The organism is Microbacterium sp. JZ31, assembly GCF_016805985.1.
Classification (GTDB): domain Bacteria; phylum Actinomycetota; class Actinomycetes; order Actinomycetales; family Microbacteriaceae; genus Microbacterium.
This window is the reverse complement of record NZ_CP017661.1, coordinates 2,436,155-2,455,455: the sequence shown is the minus strand read 5'-3', so window position 1 is coordinate 2,455,455 and position 19,301 is coordinate 2,436,155. Positions and strand designations below refer to the sequence as shown.

15 protein-coding genes are annotated in these 19,301 nt (G+C 71.7%); 12 read left to right on the top strand and 3 right to left on the bottom strand.

Annotated features, from left to right (window positions below; genetic code table 11):
• Window positions 1-20 precede the first annotated feature (20 nt).
• Window positions 21-1,070, bottom strand: a complete 1,050-nt coding sequence (rsgA, locus tag BJP60_RS11670) for a ribosome small subunit-dependent GTPase A (RefSeq protein WP_203135919.1) — start codon at window positions 1,068-1,070, stop codon at window positions 21-23.
• 52 nt (window positions 1,071-1,122) lie between these two features.
• Entirely contained in the window at window positions 1,123-2,460 is a 1,338-nt protein-coding gene (aroA, locus tag BJP60_RS11665) for a 3-phosphoshikimate 1-carboxyvinyltransferase (RefSeq protein ID WP_203135918.1), read from the bottom strand.
• Window positions 2,461-2,571: 111 nt separating this feature from the next.
• Between aroA and BJP60_RS11660 the strand changes: the two genes are divergently transcribed.
• The 8 genes from BJP60_RS11660 (at window position 2,572) to BJP60_RS11625 (ending at window position 9,942) form a co-directional block, all read left to right on the top strand.
• Complete coding sequence (locus BJP60_RS11660; RefSeq protein WP_203135917.1) at window positions 2,572-3,303, top strand: sigma-70 family RNA polymerase sigma factor; 732 nt, start codon at window positions 2,572-2,574, stop codon at window positions 3,301-3,303.
• Window positions 3,300-3,542 (top strand): anti-sigma factor family protein, encoded by a 243-nt coding sequence (locus BJP60_RS11655; RefSeq protein WP_203135916.1) that lies wholly within the window; start codon window positions 3,300-3,302, stop codon window positions 3,540-3,542. The genes BJP60_RS11660 and BJP60_RS11655 overlap by 4 nt, the downstream gene beginning before the upstream one ends.
• Before the next feature lie 86 nt (window positions 3,543-3,628).
• Window positions 3,629-4,924 (top strand): GNAT family N-acetyltransferase, encoded by a 1,296-nt coding sequence (locus BJP60_RS11650; protein WP_203135915.1) that lies wholly within the window; start codon window positions 3,629-3,631, stop codon window positions 4,922-4,924.
• Between the two features lie 192 nt (window positions 4,925-5,116).
• The gene (locus BJP60_RS11645) at window positions 5,117-6,253 is read left to right on the top strand and encodes an ABC transporter substrate-binding protein (RefSeq protein ID WP_203135914.1); all 1,137 of its coding nucleotides are present in this window, start codon (window positions 5,117-5,119) and stop codon (window positions 6,251-6,253) included.
• A complete protein-coding gene (locus BJP60_RS11640) occupies window positions 6,250-7,185 on the top strand; it encodes an ABC transporter permease (protein ID WP_203135913.1) in 936 nt (311 codons plus the stop codon). Before BJP60_RS11645 ends, BJP60_RS11640 begins: the two co-directional genes overlap by 4 nt.
• Window positions 7,182-8,108 carry an ABC transporter permease gene (locus BJP60_RS11635; RefSeq protein WP_203135912.1) on the top strand — a complete coding sequence of 309 codons (927 nt, stop codon included), beginning with the start codon at window positions 7,182-7,184 and terminating at the stop codon, window positions 8,106-8,108. Before BJP60_RS11640 ends, BJP60_RS11635 begins: the two co-directional genes overlap by 4 nt.
• Window positions 8,105-9,199, top strand: coding sequence for an ABC transporter ATP-binding protein (locus BJP60_RS11630; protein ID WP_203135911.1), 1,095 nt, complete (start codon window positions 8,105-8,107; stop codon window positions 9,197-9,199). Before BJP60_RS11635 ends, BJP60_RS11630 begins: the two co-directional genes overlap by 4 nt.
• A 158-nt stretch (window positions 9,200-9,357) precedes the next feature.
• The gene (locus BJP60_RS11625; protein WP_203135910.1) at window positions 9,358-9,942 is read left to right on the top strand and encodes a rhomboid family intramembrane serine protease; all 585 of its coding nucleotides are present in this window, start codon (window positions 9,358-9,360) and stop codon (window positions 9,940-9,942) included.
• A gap of 184 nt (window positions 9,943-10,126) precedes the next feature.
• On the opposite strand, the gene BJP60_RS11620 is transcribed toward BJP60_RS11625, so the two are convergent.
• Window positions 10,127-13,843, bottom strand: coding sequence for a multifunctional oxoglutarate decarboxylase/oxoglutarate dehydrogenase thiamine pyrophosphate-binding subunit/dihydrolipoyllysine-residue succinyltransferase subunit (locus BJP60_RS11620; RefSeq protein WP_203135909.1), 3,717 nt, complete (start codon window positions 13,841-13,843; stop codon window positions 10,127-10,129).
• Between the two features lie 258 nt (window positions 13,844-14,101).
• Between BJP60_RS11620 and BJP60_RS11615 the strand changes: the two genes are divergently transcribed.
• The 4 genes from BJP60_RS11615 to BJP60_RS11600 all read left to right on the top strand — a co-directional run bounded on the left by BJP60_RS11615 (window position 14,102) and on the right by BJP60_RS11600 (window position 19,248).
• Window positions 14,102-15,655: an SPFH domain-containing protein gene (locus BJP60_RS11615; protein WP_238439409.1), complete on the top strand. Its 1,554-nt coding sequence runs from the start codon at window positions 14,102-14,104 to the stop codon at window positions 15,653-15,655.
• Window positions 15,656-15,715: 60 nt separating this feature from the next.
• Window positions 15,716-16,738 carry a squalene cyclase gene (locus BJP60_RS11610; RefSeq protein WP_203135907.1) on the top strand — a complete coding sequence of 341 codons (1,023 nt, stop codon included), beginning with the start codon at window positions 15,716-15,718 and terminating at the stop codon, window positions 16,736-16,738.
• Between the two features lie 93 nt (window positions 16,739-16,831).
• The gene (locus BJP60_RS11605) at window positions 16,832-18,196 is read left to right on the top strand and encodes a hemolysin family protein (protein ID WP_203135906.1); all 1,365 of its coding nucleotides are present in this window, start codon (window positions 16,832-16,834) and stop codon (window positions 18,194-18,196) included.
• Window positions 18,193-19,248 (top strand): hemolysin family protein, encoded by a 1,056-nt coding sequence (locus tag BJP60_RS11600; RefSeq protein WP_203135905.1) that lies wholly within the window; start codon window positions 18,193-18,195, stop codon window positions 19,246-19,248. Before BJP60_RS11605 ends, BJP60_RS11600 begins: the two co-directional genes overlap by 4 nt.
• The last annotated feature ends 53 nt before the right edge of the window (window positions 19,249-19,301 follow it).

Below are 19,301 nucleotides of genomic sequence, written 5' to 3'. Positions count from 1 at the left end.
GCGATGGGCGAGGGGCGCCGTCAGTAGTCGGTCCGGTCCTTGAAGGTCGCGAGCAGGCGCTGCAGCGAGTCGACGCGTGAGGCGGGCAGCCGGCCCTCCGCGACCGCCTCGTTGAGCGCGCAGTCCGGCGCATCCGGCAGGTGCGTGCAGCCGCGCGGGCACTGCTCGGCCACGTCCTCGAGGTCGCGGTAGGCGCGCAGGATGTTCGCGGGGTCCACGTGCCCGAGACCGAACGACCGCACGCCGGGGGTGTCGATGACCCAGCCGGACCCGCCGTGGCCGTGGTAGCGCAGCGACACGGTCGAGGACGAGGTGTGCCGCCCGCGCCCGGTCACCTCGTTGACGTGGCCGGTCGCGCGTCCGGCGGTCGGCACCAGCGCGTTGACGAGCGTCGACTTGCCCACGCCGGAATGTCCCACGAACACGGTCGAGTGCCCGATCAGCGCCTCCCCGATCGCGTCGGCCGGCGTCTCGTCGCGTGCGCTGAAGAAGACGCGCAGGTCGTTCAGGCCCTCGAAGTGCGTCAGGAACGGCGCCGGATCGGCGAGGTCCGTCTTGGTGATGACCATCAGGGGCCGGATGCCCGCATCGAGCGCGGCGATCAGATACCTGTCCACCAGGCGCGGACGCGGCTCGGGATCGGCCGCGGCGACGACCAGGAGCATCTGGTCGGCGTTGGCGACGATCACCCGTTCGACCTGGTCTGTGTCGTCCGCGCTGCGGCGCAGCAGCGACGTGCGCTCCTCGATGCCGACGATGCGGGCGAGGGTCCCCTCCTGGCCGGTCGTGTCGCCCACGATCCGCGCGCGGTCGCCCGTGACGATCGGGGTCTTGCGCAGCTCGCGGGCGCGCGACGCGGTCAGCTGGCGCTCATCCGGGGTGTCCTCTCCCGCGAGCACGGTGTAGCGGCCGCGGTCGACGCCGAGCACGCGCGCGATCATCGCGTCCTCGTGCGCGGGGCGGCGCTTGGTGCGCGGGCGGTTGCCCTTGGGGTTGGGGCGGACGCGGACGTCGCTCTCGTCGTAGAGCGGCTCGTCCTCGTCGTCGAGCGGATCGTCGAGCCAGCTCACTGCAGGCCGCCTCGCTCGGTCGGCACGACGCGCGCGAGCGGCGTCCTCGGCGTCACCGCGCCCCCAGCAGCTCGTCCCACAGCTGGGTGAACTGCGGCAGGGTCTTCGCCGTCGTGCCGATGTCGTCGACGACGACGCTGGGCACGCGCAGGCCGACGAGCGCGCCCGTCGTCGCCATGCGGTGATCGTGGTGCGCGCGCCACACGCCGCTCGTGAGCGGGCGTCCTGTGACGGCGGTCGGCGTGATCCGGATCCCGTCGGGAAGCTCCTCCGCCATGCCGCCGAGCGCGGTCACGTTGGCGGCGAGCGCCGAGATGCGATCGGTCTCGTGCCCGCGGATATGCGCGATGCCGTGGAAGGTCGTGGGGGAGTCGGCGAACACCGCGAGCCCCACAAGCGTCGGGGTGAGCTCGCTCACGGCCGACAGGTCGAGGTCGACGCCGTGGATGCCGCGCCCGCCGGCCACCGTCAGCGCGCCGCCGCGGCGGCTGACGCGCGCGCCCATGAGCTGCAGGATGTCGGCGAGCTGCGCGCCCGGCTGGGTCGAGTGGGGCGGCCAGCCGGCGATCGTGACCGACCCGCCCGTGACCATCGCGGCCGCGAGGAAGGGCGCGGCGTTCGACAGGTCCGGTTCGATCGCGATGTCCTTGGCGCGCAGCGCCCCCGCGGGCACGATCCACTCGCCGTGCGCGGGGCGCTCGACGTGGACGCCGCGGCGGGCGAGTGCCTCGACCGTCATGTCGATGTGCGGCACGCTCGGCAGGCGCGCTCCCACGTGGCGCAGGTGCAGGCCGACGTCGAAGCGGGGCGCGGCGAGCAGCAGGCCGGACACGAACTGGCTCGACGCGGAGGCGTCGATCGAGATCTCGCCGCCGCGCACGTGCCCGTGGCCGCGCACCGTGAACGGCAGCGACCAGTGCCCGCCGTCGTCGATGTCGACGCCCAGGTCGCGCAGCGCGCGGATCATCTCGGCCATCGGCCGGTGCAGGGCGTTCTCGTGCGCCGTGACGAGCACGTCGCCCGACGCGAAGCCCGCGAGCGGCGCGAGGAAGCGCATCACGGTGCCCGCCTGGCCGCAGTCGACCGTCGCCCCGCCCGCGAAGGGGGCGGCGGGGTGCACGAGCAGATCGGGACCGAACCCGCTCTCGCCCGGCACCTCCTCGACCTCGACGCCGAGCGCGCGCAGGCCCTCGATCATGCGGCGCGAGTCGTCGGACTGCAGCGGAGCGATCAGGCGGCTCGGCCCCTCCGCCAGGGACGCGAGGATCAGCTCCCGATTCGTGAGCGACTTGGAGCCGGGGATCGACAGGGCCGCATCGACGGGACCGTCCGCGACGGGCGCGGCGTACTCGCCCTGCGGGGCTTCGGGGGAATACACGCGCGAGCTCATCGGTTCCAGCCTAGTGAAAGCGAGGACCTGGATGACGGCTACGATTCTGGCCCCGAGCGCGTCACGTACGCGCCCGGAAGGATACAGGGCGCGCGCCTAGACTGGCGCGTGATGGATGAGGAACTCGAGCTTGCCGACACCGACGACGCCGACGCGCAGCCGGTGAGCGGTGGTGCGCCCACGGCGGAGGGGCAGGCCCTGCCCGCGACGGACGCGGGCGACGCGCCGGAGGCGACCCCCCGCCGGCAGTTCGAGGAGCAGGCCCTGCCGTTCATGGACCAGCTCTACGGCGCCGCGATGCGCATGACGCGCAACCCGAGCGACGCCGCGGATCTGGTGCAGGAGACGTTCGTGAAGGCCTTCGCGTCCTGGGCGTCGTTCACGCAGGGCACGAACCTCAAGGCGTGGCTGTACCGCATCCTCACCAACACGTACATCAACACGTACCGCAAGAAGCAGCGCGAGCCCTACCAGGGCACGATCGACGATCTCGAGGACTGGCAGCTCGGCGGCGCCGAGTCGACGACCGCGATGAGCAGCCGGTCGGCCGAGGCGGAGGCGATCGACCACATGCCGGCGTCGGTCGTGAAGGACGCGCTGCAGTCCATCCCGGACGACTTCCGGATGGCGGTGTACCTCGCGGATGTCGAGGGCTTCGCCTATCAGGAGATCGCCGACATCATGAAGACCCCCATCGGCACGGTCATGAGCCGCTTGCACCGCGGTCGGCGGCTGCTGCGCGACCTGCTGAAGGACTACGCGGCCGAGCGAGGAATCCAGGCCGCCGCCCCGAACACCGGCAAGGCCCCCGCGGGCCGCCGTCCCAACAGGAGTGAGAAATGACCGACTGCGGCTGCGAGAAGGCGCGTCAGGATCTCGAGGAGTACCTCCGCAACGAGGTCTGCAAGACCGAGCACGCCGACATCAGCGAGCACCTCGCCACGTGCGCGGAGTGCCGCGACGAGGCCCTGGTGTCGCGCACGCTGACCGAGGTGGTCGCGCGCGCGTGCAAGGAGACCGCACCCGAGGAGCTCAAGCACCTCGTGCTCGCGCGCCTGCGCGACGCGCAGGCGACCCACTGACGGGGCATCCTCACCGACCCGTGCGGCATCGCGTCCGCCGGCGCAAGGGTCTGCGACCCCCTTCGACGCCTGGATAGTGTCGAGGCATGGCTGAGTTCCCCGACGTGCGCACGCTTCCCCTCGACGAGACCGCCCGTGCGGCGCTCGCGGAGCGAGGGCTCGAGTACCGCCTGATCGAGAACGAGCGCGCGGCGGTCATGGAGGCGTGGTCGCACGCCGTCCGCCGCGGTTTCGCCGGCTCGGAGCTCACGGCCGAGGAGGTCGCCGACTGGCGCGAGCCGATGTCCTGGCGTCGCGTGACGGGCGTGTACGACTCGGCCTCGCCGCAGGCCGACCGGCCGATCGCGACGGCGAGCTCGTGGGTCGCGCCCATGACCGTGCCGGGCGGCACGCTGCCGTCCTGGGCGGTAAGCACCGTGACGGTCGCCGCCACGCACCGCCGTCGCGGTGTCGCCCGTCAGCTGCTGGAGGCCGAGCTGCGCGACGCGCACGCCGCGGGCGTGCCCGCCGCCGGTCTCACGGCGAGCGAGGCGACCATCTACAGCCGATACGGCTTCGGACCCGCGACGAAGATCGCGACGTGGAAGGTCGACGCGCGTCGCGCGCGCTGGGCCGCACCGGACGCACCCGGCCGCGTGCAGTACATCGACCGCGAGGACGCCGCGCTCCTGATGGGGCAGCTGCACGAGCGCACGCTGCCCGCGCGTGTGGGCGAGATCCCGGGCTGGCCGCGGCGCTGGCGCGGGCGCGTCGCGCTCGCGGAGGACAAGAACGACGTCGCACGCGCCGTGCGCTACGTCGACGAGGCGGGCGAGCCTCGCGGCGTCATGGCCTATCAGATCGAGGGGAACCCGGAGAGCGACCGCGGAGGCGAGCTCACCATCCGCTATCTAATCGCCGAGGACGACGTCGCGCTCGCCGCGCTGTGGCGCTTCGCGCTCGAGCACGACCTGGTCGGCACGGTGACCGCCCACATGCGCCCGGTTGACGAGCCGCTGCCGTGGCTGATCGACGACGCGCGCGTCGCGGTCTCGAGCGTGACGGACCACGGCTGGCTGCGCATCCTGGACGTCCCGGCGTCGCTCGAGGCGCGCACGTACGCCGCGGACGCGTCCGTGATCCTGCGCGTGACGGACCCGCAGGGCTACGCGGACGGCACGTGGCGCGTCGACATCGCGGACGGCCGCGCGCTTGTCACCGAGAGTGAGGACGAGCCGGATGTCGCACTGTCGGTGGTCGAGCTGTCCGCGGTCTACCTCGGCGGGTTCTCGCTGCCGGTGCTGCGCGCGGCCGGGCGGGCGACCGGCTCGGCCGAGGCGATCGACGCGCTGGATGCCGCCCTCCGGGTGCCGCGCGCACCCTTCCTCAGCATCGTGTACTGACATCGGGTCCTGTTGGATGCCGAAATACGGGCCATGAGCCGGTAACCCGCGCCGCCGAAACCGTTCACCTCCCGGAGAGCGGGACGTTCACGCGGCCTGCGTAGCGTCAGGGCGTCTCGCCCCGAGACGAGGAGCGCTGCCCGAGCGCGCCCGCACCACAGCGCGGGCATTCCCATCCCCCGGAGGACATCCATGATCCGTCGACCCCTGTTCGCCGCACTCGGCCTCGTCGCCGCGTCGGCTCTCGCCCTGACGGGCTGCGCGTCGAACGCGTCGGCCCCCGCGGACGGCGACGCGTCCGGCGCCGCAGCAGACGCCGCGACCGCCACCAGCGTCGCCGACTTCGGCTCGTTCGAGGCGCTCGAGGAGGCCGCCAAGGCCGAGGGCGCGCTCAACGTCATCGCGCTGCCGCGCGACTGGGCCAACTACGGCGAGATCCTCGACCTGTTCGCCTCGACCTACCCCGAGATCACCATCACGGAGCAGTCGCCCGACATCTCGAGCGCCGAGGAGATCGCCGCGGCTGAGACGAACGAGGGCCTTGACACCGCGCCCGACGTGTTCGACCTCGGTCTCACGGTCGCGCTGCAGAACACCGACCACTTCGCGCCGTACCAGGTGCAGACGTGGGACGACATCCCGGAGGCGCTGAAGGAGCCGAGCGGCCTGTTCGTCGGCGACTACGGCGGGTACATGTCGGTCGGCTACGACTCGTCGAAGTTCCCCGCGCCGGAGTCGCTCGAGGACCTCCTCGGCGCCGACTACAAGAGCGCGGTCGCGATCAACGGCGACCCGACGCAGGCCGGTGCGGCCTTCGCCGCGGTCGGCCTGGCGACCATCCAGTCCGGCGGCGAGCTGGACGACTTCCAGCCCGGCATCGACTTCTTCGCCGACCTGCAGAAGGCCGGCAACCTGCTCAAGGTCGACGTCACCACAGCGACCGTCGCGAGCGGCGAGACGCCCGTCGTGTTCGACTGGGACTACCTGAACGCGACGCACAAGGTCGACAACCCGAACTGGGAGGTCGTCGTCTTCGAGGACAAGGGCTACGCCGGCTACTACAACCAGGCCATCAACAAGGACGCCCCGCACCCCGCGGCCGCGCGCCTCTGGCAGGAGTTCCTCTACAGCGACGAGGTGCAGAACCTGTGGCTGAAGGGCGGCGCCCGCCCCGCGCGCATGGACGCCATGACCGAGGCCGGCACGATCGACGCCGAGCTCGCGAGCGCGCTGCCCGCCACGCCCGCCGAGACGCTCGTCCCCACGGAGGAGCAGAGCGACGCCGCCGGCGTGCTGCTCGGCGAGAAGTGGGCCGCGGCGGTCCAGTGACCGTCGTCCCCCTCGCGGCCGCGGACCTCGACGCCGTCACCGGCGCCGGGTCCGCGGTCGCCCCGCCGCCGCGCCGGCGTGCCGCCGGCGCGACCGTCCTCGCCTGGCTCGGGCTGGTGCCGTTCGCGGCGTACATCCTGCTCTTCCTCGTGCTGCCGACCGTTCTCGCGCTCGCGTCCGGCCTGTTCGACGGGGACGGGAACATCACCGCCGACAACCTCGCGGCGCTCGGCGACCCGACGATCCTCGCCGTGTTCGGCAACACCGTGTGGCTCTCTGCGGCGACCGCGGTGATCGGCGCCGTGCTCGGTGCGCTCGTCTGCTACGCGCTCCTCGGCGTGAGCGAGGCGCACCCGATGCGCCGCGTCGTCGACGCCGCCGCAAGCGTGCTGGCGCAGTTTGGCGGCGTGATGCTCGCGTTCGCCTGGATCGCGACCTTCGGCCTGCAGGGCGTCGTGACCGTGCTGCTCGAGGGCATCGGCATCCAGCCGTACGCCGACGGCCCGTGGATCTACGAGCTCGCCGGGCTGTTCGGGCCCTACATCTACTTCCAGGTGCCGCTCATGGTGATCACGTTCATGCCGGCTCTCGCCGCGCTCAAGCCGCAGTGGGCCGAGGCGAATCTGACCCTCGGCGGCACGCGCGGCGGCTTCTGGGCCCACATCGGCGTGCCGGTGCTCGCCCCCGCGTTCCTCGCGAGCCTGCTGCTGCTGTTCGCCAACGCGTTCTCGTCGTATGCGACCGCGGCGGCGCTGGCCAGCCAGGGCGCGCAGATCGTGCCGCTGCAGATCCGCGCGGCGCTCACGAGCGAGACGGTGCTCGGACGCGAGAACCTCGCCGGTGCGCTGGCACTCGGCATGATCGTGATCGTCGCAGTCGCCATGTGGGCGTACGCGGCCGTGCAGCGGCGCGCCGCGAGGTGGCAGCGATGAGCGCCGGCATCGCTCCGGGCCGCGCCACCCGCTGGCTGATCGGCGTCCTCGTCGGCGGCGCGTTCCTCGTCCCGCTCGTGGGCACGTTCCTCTACACCCTGCGCGACATCGCCACGGGGGAGCTGACCGACGCGCACTGGGCGGGACTCGTGGACCCGGCGAACGCCGCCACGCTCCGCCCGATCTGGACGGGACTCGGCAACTCGCTACTCCTCGCCGTCGTGACCGTCGGGATCGTGCTGATCCTCGTGACGCCCACGATCATCCTGGTGAACCTCCGCTTCCCGGCCCTGCGCCGCGCGTTCGAGTTCGTGGCGCTGCTGCCGATCTCGATCCCGGCGATCGTGCTCGTCGTGGGCCTCGCACCGATCTACCTGCAGATCGGCCGCGCGCTCGGCACGGGTGCGTGGACGCTCGCGTTCGCGTACGGGATCACGGTGCTCCCGTTCGCGTACCGTGCGATCCAGGCCTCGCTCGACGCGATCGACCTGCGCACGCTCACCGAGGCGGCGCGCTCGCTCGGCGCGAGCTGGATCGACGTCGTGGTGCGCGTGCTCGTGCCCAACCTGCGGCAGGGGCTGCTCGCGGCCTCGCTCATCTCCGTCGCGGTCGTGCTCGGCGAGTTCACGATCGCGTCGCTGCTGAACCGCCAGGTGCTCCAGACGGCGATGGTCGTCGTGCAGAAGCAGGATCCGGTCGCGCCCGCGATCTTCACCCTGCTGGCTCTCGGGCTGGTGTTCCTCCTGCTGCTCGCCCTCGGGTTCGCCGCGGGCGGTCGCCGAGCCGGCGCGCGCGGAAAGGCGCGTGCGAGGGAAGCGGCGGCGAGCGAAGCGCCCGCGAGCGAAGCCGCCGCCAAGGAAGTGCCCGTCGCCGAGATGCCGGTGAAGGAAGAGTCTGTGAAGGAAGAGAAGGTCTCGCGATGACCGCCGTCGACGACGCCCCGCGCGGGCTGCCCCGCACCGAAGAGAACGCCCTGCTGGCCGAGGCCGGCGAGGGGACGCGGGTGGAGTTCCGCCAGGTCGTGAAGGACTACGGCACGACCCGCGTCCTGCACGGCATCGATCTCGACATCCGCCCCGGCGAGTTCGTGTCGCTGCTCGGCCCGTCCGGGTGCGGCAAGACCACCGCGCTGCGCGTGCTGGCCGGCCTCGAGCAGGCGACGGGCGGATCCGTCCTGCTGGGCGGGCAGGACGTGTCGGGGACACCCACGAACAAGCGCGACATCGGCATGGTGTTCCAGGCCTACTCGCTGTTCCCGCACCTGAAGGTCGTCGACAACGCGGCATTCGGGCTGCGGCGCCGGGGCGTGGGCCGCGGCGCCGCGACGCGCCGCGCGGGCGACGCCCTCGACCTCGTCGGCCTCGGCCACCTCGCCGACCGGTTCCCGCACCAGCTGTCGGGCGGCCAGCAGCAGCGCGTGGCCCTGGCCCGTGCGCTCGTCACGGAGCCGCGCGTGCTGCTGCTGGACGAGCCGCTGTCCGCGCTCGATGCGAAGGTGCGCGTGCAGCTGCGCGACGAGATCCGGCGCATCCAGCTGCGGCTCGGCACCACCACGGTGTTCGTCACGCACGACCAGGAGGAGGCGCTCGCCGTCTCCGACCGGATCGCCGTCATGAACGCCGGCCGGATCGAGCAGATCGGCTCGCCCGAGGAGCTCTACCTGCGTCCCGCGACGCCGGGTGTCGCGGCGTTCGTCGGCCTGTCGTCGATCGTCCCCGCGACGGTCGCGGGCGGCGTCGCCAGCGTCCTCGGCGTCGACCTTCCGGTCGTCGGCGAGGCCGCGGACGGCCCCGTGGAGGCCTTCCTGCGCCCGGAGAACGTGCGCCTCGGTGGAACGATCCCGGCCGTCGTGCAGGAGTCGACCTTCCTCGGGTCGCTGCGGCGCACGCTCGTCCGCACCGAGTCGGGCGCGATGCTCTGGCTGCAGCACGCCGCGACCGAGCGCCTCGACTTCGACGAGCGGGTGCAGGTCAGCATCGACCCCGTGCCCGTGGTCGTGCGGTCCGCCGCCTGACCGGCCGCCCGACGTACCGGACCCGACGCGTTCTCAGGGGATGACGGCTTCTCAGGACCGGATCGGCGCATCCGGTCCTGAGGACGCGGGATCTCCTGAGAAGGCGCACGCCGGCGGCGGCGGGGCGGGTCCAGAGCTCTCGCGGATATCATCGCGGCATGAGCGAACCGGTCGTCCCGCAGACCCGCAGCCGGTGGGCGATCGGGCCGGCGGCCGTGACCGTCGTGCTGTTCGTCGTGGCCCTCTGGGCGATCGAGATCGTCGACACCGTCCTGATGAACCGGCTCGACGCGGGCGGCATCACCCCGTGGCGGATCGACGGCGTCGGGGGCATCCTGTGGGCGCCGTTGCTGCACAGCGGGTGGCCGCATCTCATCGCGAACACCGTGCCCGCGCTCGTGCTCGGGTTCCTCGCGCTCGCGGTCGACTACGGCCGGGGCCTGGCGGCGACCGCGATCATCTGGTTCGGTGCGGGAGCGGCCGTGTGGTTCACGGGCGGCCTCGGCACGCTCCATCTCGGCGCGAGCGGCCTCATCTTCGGATGGCTGACGTACGTGATCCTGCGCGGGCTGTTCAACCGCCGGATCGGGCAGATCCTGATCGGCGTCGCAGTGGGAGCCGTGTACGGCGGGCTGCTGTGGGGCGTGCTGCCGACGCAACCGGGCGTCTCGTGGCAGAGCCACCTGTTCGGCGCTGTCGCGGGAGCGCTCGCCGCGGTGTGGCTGCGCGACCGGCGCGGCTGAAGAAGCCGAGAGCGGCGCGGTCCGAATCTCAGGACACGAGCCGAAACGGAGGACCGGATCGTCATCCCGGTCCTCCGATTCGGGTGTAGTCCTCGGATTCGACAACTCGATGCGTGCCCCCGCGCCGGGGAACGACGAAGCGGCCGGCCCCCGAGGGGACCGGCCGCTTCGCGTCAGCGCGGGATCAGGCGAGCGCGCGCTGCATGAGGTCGGCGTGCTCGGTCGCGTGCACCTTCGACGAGCCCGTCGCGGGCGACGCCGACGCGGCACGCGAGACGACGCTGATCGAGCGGCCCTTGAGGCTCTTCGCGAGCTCGAGCGCGATGAACGGCCACGCGCCCTGGTTCTCCGGCTCGTCCTGCACCCACACCAGCTCGGCGTCCGGGTACGTGTCGAGCACCGCGTTCAGCTCGTCGACCGGCGCCGGGTAGAACTGCTCGAGGCGCACGAGCGCGATCGCGTCGTTCGGGCGCTTCTCCAGCTCGCCGCGCAGATCCCAGTGGATCTTGCCCGCGTGCAGCAGCACCTTCTTCACCCCGCTCTTGTCCTTGCCGCGGTTGTCGTCGATCACAGGCTCGAAGCGGCCGGTCGTGAACTCCTCGACCTCGCTCGTCGCGCCGCGCAGGCGCAGCATCGCCTTCGGCGTGAACACGATGAGCGGGCGGCGCGGGCGCATGTACGCCTGGCGACGCAGCAGGTGGAAGTACGACGCGGGGGTCGACGGACGCGCGACGGTCATGTTGTCCTGCGCGCACATCTGCAGGAACCGCTCGATGCGGGCCGACGAGTGGTCGGGTCCCTGGCCCTCGTAGCCGTGCGGCAGCAGCAGCACGACGCTCGACTGCTGACCCCACTTCTGGTCGGCGGCCGAGATGTACTCGTCGATGATCGACTGGGCGCCGTTGACGAAGTCGCCGAACTGCGCCTCCCACAGCACGAGGGCGTCGGGGTTCTCGACCGAGTAGCCGTACTCGAAGCCGAGCGCGGCGTACTCGCTGAGAAGCGAGTCGTACACCCAGAAGCGGCCCTGGTTGTCGGAGAGGTTCACCAGCGGCAGCCACTCCTGGCCGTTCACGCGGTCGTGGAACGCCGCGTGCCGCTGCACGAACGTGCCGCGACGCGCATCCTGACCCGCGAGACGCACGGCCGTGCCCTCCAGCAGCAGCGAGCCGAACGCGAGCAGCTCGCCGAAGCCCCAGTCGATCTGGCCGTTGCGGCTCATCTGCACGCGCTTGTCGAGCAGCTGCTGCAGCTTGCTGTGCACCGTGAAGCCCTCGGGCTTGTTGGCGTGCGCGTCGCCGATCTGGTGGATGACCTCGGTCGACACGCCCGTCGTCTCGGGCTCGCCCTCGGGCGCCGTCTCGACCGCGCCGGAGGCGTCGACGACCGGGTTCGATCCCGTCTCGGCGGCGTGCGTCTCGGCGAACGCGATCTCCAGGCGGTCCTGGAAGTCGCGCTTGGCCTCCTCGTACTCCTCCTCGGTGATGTCGCCACGGCCCACGAGCGCCTCGGTGTACAGGCGCCGGGTCGAGCGCTTCGCCTCGATGAGGTTCGTCATGAGCGGCTGCGTCATCGACGGGTCGTCGCCCTCGTTGTGACCGCGGCGGCGGTAGCAGACGAGGTCGACGACGACGTCGCGGTGGAAGCGCTCGCGGTACTCGAATGCGAGCTCCGCCACGCGGGCGACGGCCTCGGGGTCGTCGCCGTTGACGTGGAAGATCGGCGCCTGGATGGTCTTCGCGACATCCGACGCGTACACCGAGGTGCGGCCGTCCTGCGGCAGGGTCGTGAATCCGACCTGATTGTTGACGATGACGTGCACCGTGCCGCCCGTGCGGTAGCCGCGCAGCTGCGACATCTGCAGCGTCTCGGCCACGACGCCCTGGCCCGCGAACGCGGCGTCGCCGTGGACGAGGATGGGCAGCCACGTGAACGAGCCGACCGGCTTGCGGTCCTGCTTGGCGCGCACGATGCCCTCGAGCACGCCGTCGACCGTCTCGAGGTGCGACGGGTTCGCCGCCAGGTAGACGTCGAGCTCGGCGCCGCTCTCGGCGACGAAGCGGCCCTCGGTGCCGAGGTGGTACTTCACGTCGCCCGAGCCGCGCTTGTTCCCGGGCAGCGCGCCCTCGAACTCCTGGAACACCTGGCCGTAGGTCTTGCCCGCGATGTTCGTCAGCACGTTCAGGCGGCCGCGGTGCGCCATGCCGATCGCGGCGCCGTCGAGGCCCGCCTCGGCCGCGCCCTCCAGGATGCGGTCGAGCAGCGGGATGAGCGACTCGCCGCCCTCGAGGGAGAAGCGCTTCTGACCGACGTACTTCGTCTGCAGGAAGGTCTCGAACGCCTCGGCCTCGTTCAGCTTGCGCAGGATGCGCAGCTGGTCGTCGTGGTCGGGCTTGGTGTACTTCTGCTCGAGCTTCTGCTGGAACCACTCGCGCTGCTCGTGGTCGTGGATGTGCATGTACTCGATGCCGGTCGTGCGGCAGTACGAGTCGCGCAGGACACCGAGGATGTCGCGCAGCTTCATCGTGCGCTTGCCGCCGAACCCGCCCGTGACGAACTCGCGCTCGAGGTCCCAGAAGGTCAGGCCGTGCGACTCGATCTCGAGGTCGTGGTGCAGGCGCTGCACGTACTCGAGCGGGTCGACGTCCGCCATCAGGTGGCCGCGCACGCGGTAGCTGTTGATGAGCTCCTGCACGCGCGCGGTCTTGTCGACGCGCTCGGCGAGGTCGACCTGGACGTCCGCGTTCCACTGGATCGGGGCGTACGGGATGCGCAGGGCCGCGAAGATGTCCTCGTAGAAGCCGCGCTGCCCGATCAGCAGCTCGTGCACCTTCTTCAGGAACTCGCCGGATCCGGCGCCCTGGATCACGCGGTGGTCGTACGTGCTCGTGAGGGTGATCGTCTTGCCGATCGCGAACTCGTTGAGCGTCTTCTGGCTCGCGCCCTGAAACTCGGCCGGGTAGTCGAGCGCGCCGGCGCCGATGATGCAGCCCTGGCCCTTCATCAGACGCGGCACCGAGTGGACGGTGCCGATGCCGCCCGGGTTGGTCAGGGACACGGTCGTGCCCGCGAAGTCACCGGCCGTGAGCTTGTTGCCGCGGGCGCGCTTGACGAGGTCCTCGTACGATGCGAGGTACTCGGTGAACGACAGCGTGTCGGCGTTCTTGATGCTCGGCACCATCAGGGCGCGCGTGCCGTCGGGCTTGGGCAGGTCGATCGCGATGCCGAGGTTGACGTGCGCCGGCGCGACGACCGAGGGCTTGCCGTCGATCTCGGCGTAGAACACGTTCTGGCTCGGGAACTCCTTCAGCGCCTGGATCAGCGCCCAGCCGATCAGATGCGTGAAACTCACCTTGCCGCCGCGCGTGCGCGACATGTGGTTGTTGATGACGATGCGGTTGTCGATCATCAGCTTCGCCGGGATGGTGCGCACGCTCGTGGCGGTCGGGACCGTGAGCGACTCGTCCATGTTCTTGGCGAGCGTCTTGGGCATGCCGCGCAGGACGGTGACGACGTCCTCATCCGCCTTCGCCTCGCCGTTCTCGGCCGGGGCGGTGGCCTTCTGCGGTGCATCCGCGGGGATGGGCGCCGGCTTCGCGGGCTTGGCCGTGGTGCGGGCGACCGGCTGCTGGCCGACGACGGGGATCGGCGCGGTCATGGGGTGCGACTCCTGCGGGGCGGGTGCCGGGGCCGCGGTGGCGCCGGCCGATGCCTGCGCGGGCGCGGCCGCCGCGGTCTGACCCGAGCGTCCCGCGTGGTAGGCCTCGAGGACCGGCCACCACTCCTTGTCCACCGAGTTCCTGTCGGTCGTGAACTGCTCGTAGAGCTCATCCACAAGCCATTGATTGGCCCCGAACTCTCCCTCGTTCGCAGTTCCGGTGCCCGTTCCCTGGCTCGACACGGCCGATTCGCCTTCTTTCATCGGTGAAATTCGTAGCCCGGGCGCCTCTGGATCGGCACCCGTTCTCGTGTTCGCGCGTCGCTCTGCGCCTCACGCGTACGCCTCAAAAGCCTAGCCCAGTTCGCCCGACTGCCTCCCCGCGCCGGTGCGACGCGGAGGTCCCTCTCAGGGCGGATGCGCCCCGCCGCGCGTGTCGCTATGTTGAGCGGGCATGCGAGCGCGCAGGGGGCCGCTCGCGATACCGAAACCGGAGCACCCGTGGATCCCATCTCCCTCCTCTTCCTCGTCGGCCCGATCGCGATCGGCGTCATCGTCCTGGCGCTCATCGTGATCCTGCTGTTCCGGGCCTGGTACCGGATCGCCAAGGCGGACGAGGCGCTCGTGATCGTCGGCAAGAACCAGCGCGGCGAGGACGGCACGTCGTCGCGGATCACGGTCGTCACGGGCGGGGGAGCGATCGTCAACCCGATCACGCAGCGCGCCGAGCTCATCTCGCTGCGTGCCCGCCAGATCAACGTCGAGCCGACCGCGCAGTCGTCCAACGGCGTCACGGTCGACGTCACGGGCGTGGCGCTGTTCAAGATCGGCTCGGAGCCCGAGCAGGTGCGCCGCGCCGCCGAGCGCTTCGCGTCGCAGGACAACGCGATCGAGCAGTTCACGCGCGAGCAGCTCGAGGGCTCGCTGCGCGGTGTGGTCGCGATGCTCACGGTCGAGCAGCTGATGCGCGACCGCCAGCAGCTGTCCGACCAGATCGCCGAGAACATCAAGGGCGACCTCGAGGCACAGGGCCTGATCCTCGACTCGTTCCAGATCCAGGGCATCACGGACAAGAACGGCTACATCGAGTCGCTCGGCGCGAGCGAGATCGAGCGCGTCAAGCGCGACGCGCAGGTCGCCAGCATCTCGGCGCAGCGCGAGGTGCAGCGCAACAAGATCGCCACGGACGAGCAGAACCTCGTCGAGTACACGGCGTACCAGAAGAACACCGCCAACGCGAAGGCCGAGATCGGCCGCGCGAACGCCGAGGCCGAGGCGGCGGAGAAGCTCGCGCGCGAGAAGCTCGAGCAGGGGGTCCTCGAGCAGGCGGCGATGAACCAGTCCGCCAAGCTCGACGCCGAGGTGCGCCGCGTGGCCGAGGCCGCGACGTACGAGCGCCAGCAGAAGGCCGACGCCGAGGCGTACGAGCAGCAGAAGCAGGCCGACGCGGAGGCCTACGCGCGCATCCGCGAGGCCGAGGCGCAGGCGAAGATCGCCGAGCAGAAGGCCCAGGAGCTGAAGACGCGCGCGGCGGCGGACGCCGAGACCGTGCGGCTCGCGGCCGAGGCGGATGCCCTCGCGAAGCGCGCCGCCGCCGAGGCCGCCGCATTCGCGGCGGAGCAGGAGGCGCAGGGCACGAAGTTCCGCGCCGAGGCCGACGCCGAGGCCATCCGCCTGGCCGGTGAGGCGAAGGCCGCCGCCATCAAGGCCGAGGCCGCCGCGATCGCCGAGCACGAGGAGGCGCTCATGGCGCAGCGCGCGATCGAGGCGGTCGTGCCGATGATGGCGGAGTTCGCCAAGGGCTACGAGCGCGTGGGCTCCATCACCGTGCTGGGCGGCGACGGCGGGGCGTCCGCGCACCTCGCGAGCGAGCAGGCGGTCGGCATGCGCGCCACGTTCGACGCGGTCAAGTCCGCCACGGGCGTCGACCTCGCGGCCCTCATTGCGGGCCGCGCGGTGGGCGAGGCGATCGGCGAGGGCATGCGCCCGGCGGCGCCGGCGGCGCCCGCCGCCCGGCCCGCCGACGTCGTGACGAGCGACGCCGCGGAAGCCTGATTCCCCGACGCGGCAGGAGGTCCCTCGCGCGGGCCTCCTGCCGCGTCGTACTGTGACGCCATGGCGATCGCCCCCGAGCTCGCGGACTGGCTGCTCGACGCCGACCCGGCCCTGCGCTGGCAGGTCGAGCGCGACCTCCTGCAGCTGCCGGAGTACGTGTGGCGGGCGACGCGCGCGCGGGTCGCGACCGAGGGCTTCGGCCGGATGCTGCTGGAGAGGCAGGACCCGGAGGGCACGTGGGCGCGCGGCGCGCACTTCCCGGGCGAGGGCTGGTGCGCCGCGGGCGTCGCGATCGGCGAGACCGACGAGGGCGCCCAGCCGTGGGTGTCGACCGACTGGAGCCTGAAGGCGCTGCAGGGCTGGGGCCTCGATGCCGAGGTGCTCGGCGACACGGCCGAGCGGATCGCCGCGAACTGCCGCTGGGAGTACGACGACCTGCCGTACTGGGGCGGCGAGACCGACGTCTGCATCAACGCCATGACGCTGTCGTCCGGCGCCTGGCTCGGCGTCGACGTGACCGCGCTCGCCGCATGGTTCCCCGCCCACCAGCTCGAGGACGGCGGCTGGAACTGCGAGTGGCCGGAGGGGAGCACGCGCTCGTCGTTCCACTCGACGCTCAACGCGGTGATCGGCCTGCGCGAGTACGAGGTGCTGTCCGGAGACACGTCGGTGCGCGCCGCGCGCCTGCGCGGCGAGGAGTACCTGCTGGACCGGCGGCTGCTGCGCCGGCTCTCGACCGGCGAGACCGTCGGGCCGTGGGCGGCGCGGTTCCTGTTCCCGTTCCGCTGGCGCTACAGCGCGCTGCGCGCGGCCGATCACTTCCGCGCCGCGGCGCTGCAGGACGGCACGGGTCCGGATCCGCGACTGGCGGAGGCGATCGACGTGATCCGCTCCGCGCGGCGTCGCGACGGAACCTGGCTGCAGGGCGATCGTGAGCCGGGCCTCCAGTGGTTCGAGACGGATGTGCCGCCCGGCGAGCCGTCCAAGTGGCTCACGCTCGTCGGCACCCGCGTCCTCGACTGGTGGGATGGGCGGCACGGGATCCCGGACGAGCGGAGCTCCCCGCTCTCGACCGACGCATAGGCGTCGCCCCTAGACTCGGAGACCTATGGATGACCCTCCCAGTAGTCCCTCGCCCCACAGCCACGACTTCGCGATGAGCGGAGGGGGATCGGCATGGACCTGATCCTGCTCGGCGTGGGGCTCCTTCTGACGGTCGGCACCGGCCTCTTCGTCGCGAGCGAGTTCGCACTCGTGAACCTCGACCGCGCGGATCTCGAGGCCCGCCGAGACCGGGGCGAGACCCGCCTCGGCATGACGATCGCCGCGCTGCGGCAGACGTCCACGCACCTCTCGAGCGCTCAGCTGGGCATCACGCTCACGACGCTGCTGACGGGTTATACGCTCGAGCCGGCGTTCTCGCACCTGCTGGAGCCCGCGCTCCTGTCGTGGGGCCTGGCGGAGGGGGCGGTCTCGCCCATCGCGACCGTCGTCGCCGTGGCGATCGCGACCATCCTGTCGATGATCCTGGGCGAGCTCGTGCCGAAGAACTTCGCGCTCGCGCTGCCGCTCGCCACCGCGAAGATCGTCACGCCGTTCCAGATCGCCTTCACGACGGTCTTCCGGCCGGCCATCGTGCTCCTCAACGGCAGCGCCAACGCCGTGCTGCGCCGACTCGGCGTCGAGCCGAAGGAGGAGCTGTCGGGCGCTCGCACGGCTGAGGAGCTGTCGTCGCTCGTGCGGCGCTCCGCGCTCGCGGGCGTGCTCGAGGAGGACACCGCGACCCTGCTCGACCGCAGCCTCACCTTCGCGCGCCTCACGGCGGGCGACGTCATGACGCCGCGGCCCCGCATGCACGCCGTCGCGGCAGGCGACTCGACGGACGACGTGATCGAGCTCGCACGTCAGACCGGCCACAGCCGGTTTCCCGTGTTCGGCGACTCGATGGACGACATCGTGGGCATCGTGCACCTCAAGGCGGCCGTGTCCGTGCCGCGCGAGCGGCGCGCGGACGTGCCCGCCGCCGCGCTCGCGACCGAGCCGCTGCGCGTGCCCGAGACCGTCCACCTCGACCAGCTCGTCTCCGAGCTGCGCTCGCGCGGCTACCAGATGGCGGTCGTGGTCGACGAGTACGGCGGCACGGCCGGCGTGGTCACACTCGAGGACCTGGTCGAGGAGATCGTGGGCGAGGTCGCCGACGAGCACGACCGGCGCCTGGCGGGCGTCGTGCGCCACCGCGACTCGCTGACCTTCCCGGGTCAGCTGCGCCCCGACGAGCTGCGCGACCGCGCCGAGATCGAGGTGCCGGAGGACGACGCGTACGACACGGTCGGCGGCTACATCATGAGCGTGCTGGAGCGCATCCCGGCCGTCGGCGACGCCGTGCGCCTCGAGGACGGCGTGCTGACCGTCGAGCGCATGGACGGCCGCCGCGTCGACCGGGTCCGGTTCACCCCCGACCCCGCGCCCGTGCCGGATCCGATCATCGAGGGCCGCCCCGCCGACGCCGGATCCGCCGCGACGAAGGGAGGCGACCGATGAGCGACTGGGCCGGAATCGCATGGCTCGTGGTGCTGCTGCTCGCCAACGCCTTCTTCGTCGGTGCCGAGTTCGCCGTCATCTCGGCGCGCCGCTCGCAGATCGAGCCGCTCGCCGAGCGCGGCTCGCGCGCCGCGCGCACCGCGCTGTACGCCATGGAGCACGCGACGCTCATGCTCGCGACGTCGCAGCTCGGCATCACGATCTGCTCGCTGCTGATCCTGAACGTGTCCGAGCCGGCGATCCACCACCTGCTCGAGGTGCCGCTGGGGCTCACGGGTCTTCCCGAGGGGCTCGTCGACACCGTCGCGTTCGTGATCGCGCTCGTGCTCGTGTCGTACCTGCACGTCGTGTTCGGCGAGATGGTCGCGAAGAACCTCGCGTTCTCCGTGCCCGATCGCGCGGTGCTGCTGCTGGCGACGCCGCTCGTGTGGGTGTCGAAGGTGTTCCATCCGCTGATCTGGGCGCTGAACTGGATCGCGAACGCCGTGCTCCGGCTGTTCCGCGTGGAGCCGAAGAACGAGGCGGCGTCGACGTTCACGCTGGACGAGGTCGCGACGATCGTGACGCAGTCGCGTCGCGAGGGCGTGCTCGACGACGTGTCGGGCACGGTGGCCGCCGCCTTGGAGTTCACGGACAAGAAGGCGGGGGACGTCGCCGTGCCGCTCGGCGAGATCGTGTCGCTGCCGGAGACGACGACGCCCGACGAGATCGAACGCGCGGTCGCCAAGCACGGCTACTCGCGCTACGTGATCGTCGATCCCGAGGGCGATCCGGTCGGCTACGTGCACCTGAAGGACATCCTGCGCGCGGCGGACGACGAGGATGTGCCCGCGAAGGCGGCCCGTCCGATCCCGGCCAAGCGCATCCACCACATGGTGCCGGTGCAGGAGACGACCGATCTCGAGGACGCGCTCGCCGTGATGCGCCGCCAGGGCCGTCACCTCGCCCGCGTCCGCGACGCCGAGGGCCGCACGACCGCCGTGCTGTTCCTGGAGGACATCCTCGAGGAGCTGATCGGCGAGATCCACGACGCCACCCGCCGCCGGCGGTAAGCCGGCACGCACCACGCAGTGAGCCCGCCTCGGGAACGAGGCGGGCTCACGTC

Bases quoted from the DNA above. Each gene is read 5' to 3' on its own strand.
- BJP60_RS11645 (WP_203135914.1), top strand. From the start codon at position 5,117: ATGATCCGTCGACCCCTGTTCGCCGCACTCGGCCTCGTCGCCGCGTCG.
- BJP60_RS11605 (WP_203135906.1), top strand. From the start codon at position 16,832: ATGGACCTGATCCTGCTCGGCGTGGGGCTCCTTCTGACGGTCGGCACC.
- BJP60_RS11655 (WP_203135916.1), top strand. From the start codon at position 3,300: ATGACCGACTGCGGCTGCGAGAAGGCGCGTCAGGATCTCGAGGAGTAC.
- BJP60_RS11635 (WP_203135912.1), top strand. From the start codon at position 7,182: ATGAGCGCCGGCATCGCTCCGGGCCGCGCCACCCGCTGGCTGATCGGC.
- aroA (WP_203135918.1), bottom strand. From the start codon at position 2,460: ATGAGCTCGCGCGTGTATTCCCCCGAAGCCCCGCAGGGCGAGTACGCC.
- BJP60_RS11610 (WP_203135907.1), top strand. From the start codon at position 15,716: ATGGCGATCGCCCCCGAGCTCGCGGACTGGCTGCTCGACGCCGACCCG.
- BJP60_RS11625 (WP_203135910.1), top strand. From the start codon at position 9,358: ATGAGCGAACCGGTCGTCCCGCAGACCCGCAGCCGGTGGGCGATCGGG.
- BJP60_RS11630 (WP_203135911.1), top strand. From the start codon at position 8,105: ATGACCGCCGTCGACGACGCCCCGCGCGGGCTGCCCCGCACCGAAGAG.
- BJP60_RS11660 (WP_203135917.1), top strand. From the start codon at position 2,572: ATGGATGAGGAACTCGAGCTTGCCGACACCGACGACGCCGACGCGCAG.
- BJP60_RS11600 (WP_203135905.1), top strand. From the start codon at position 18,193: ATGAGCGACTGGGCCGGAATCGCATGGCTCGTGGTGCTGCTGCTCGCC.
- BJP60_RS11650 (WP_203135915.1), top strand. From the start codon at position 3,629: ATGGCTGAGTTCCCCGACGTGCGCACGCTTCCCCTCGACGAGACCGCC.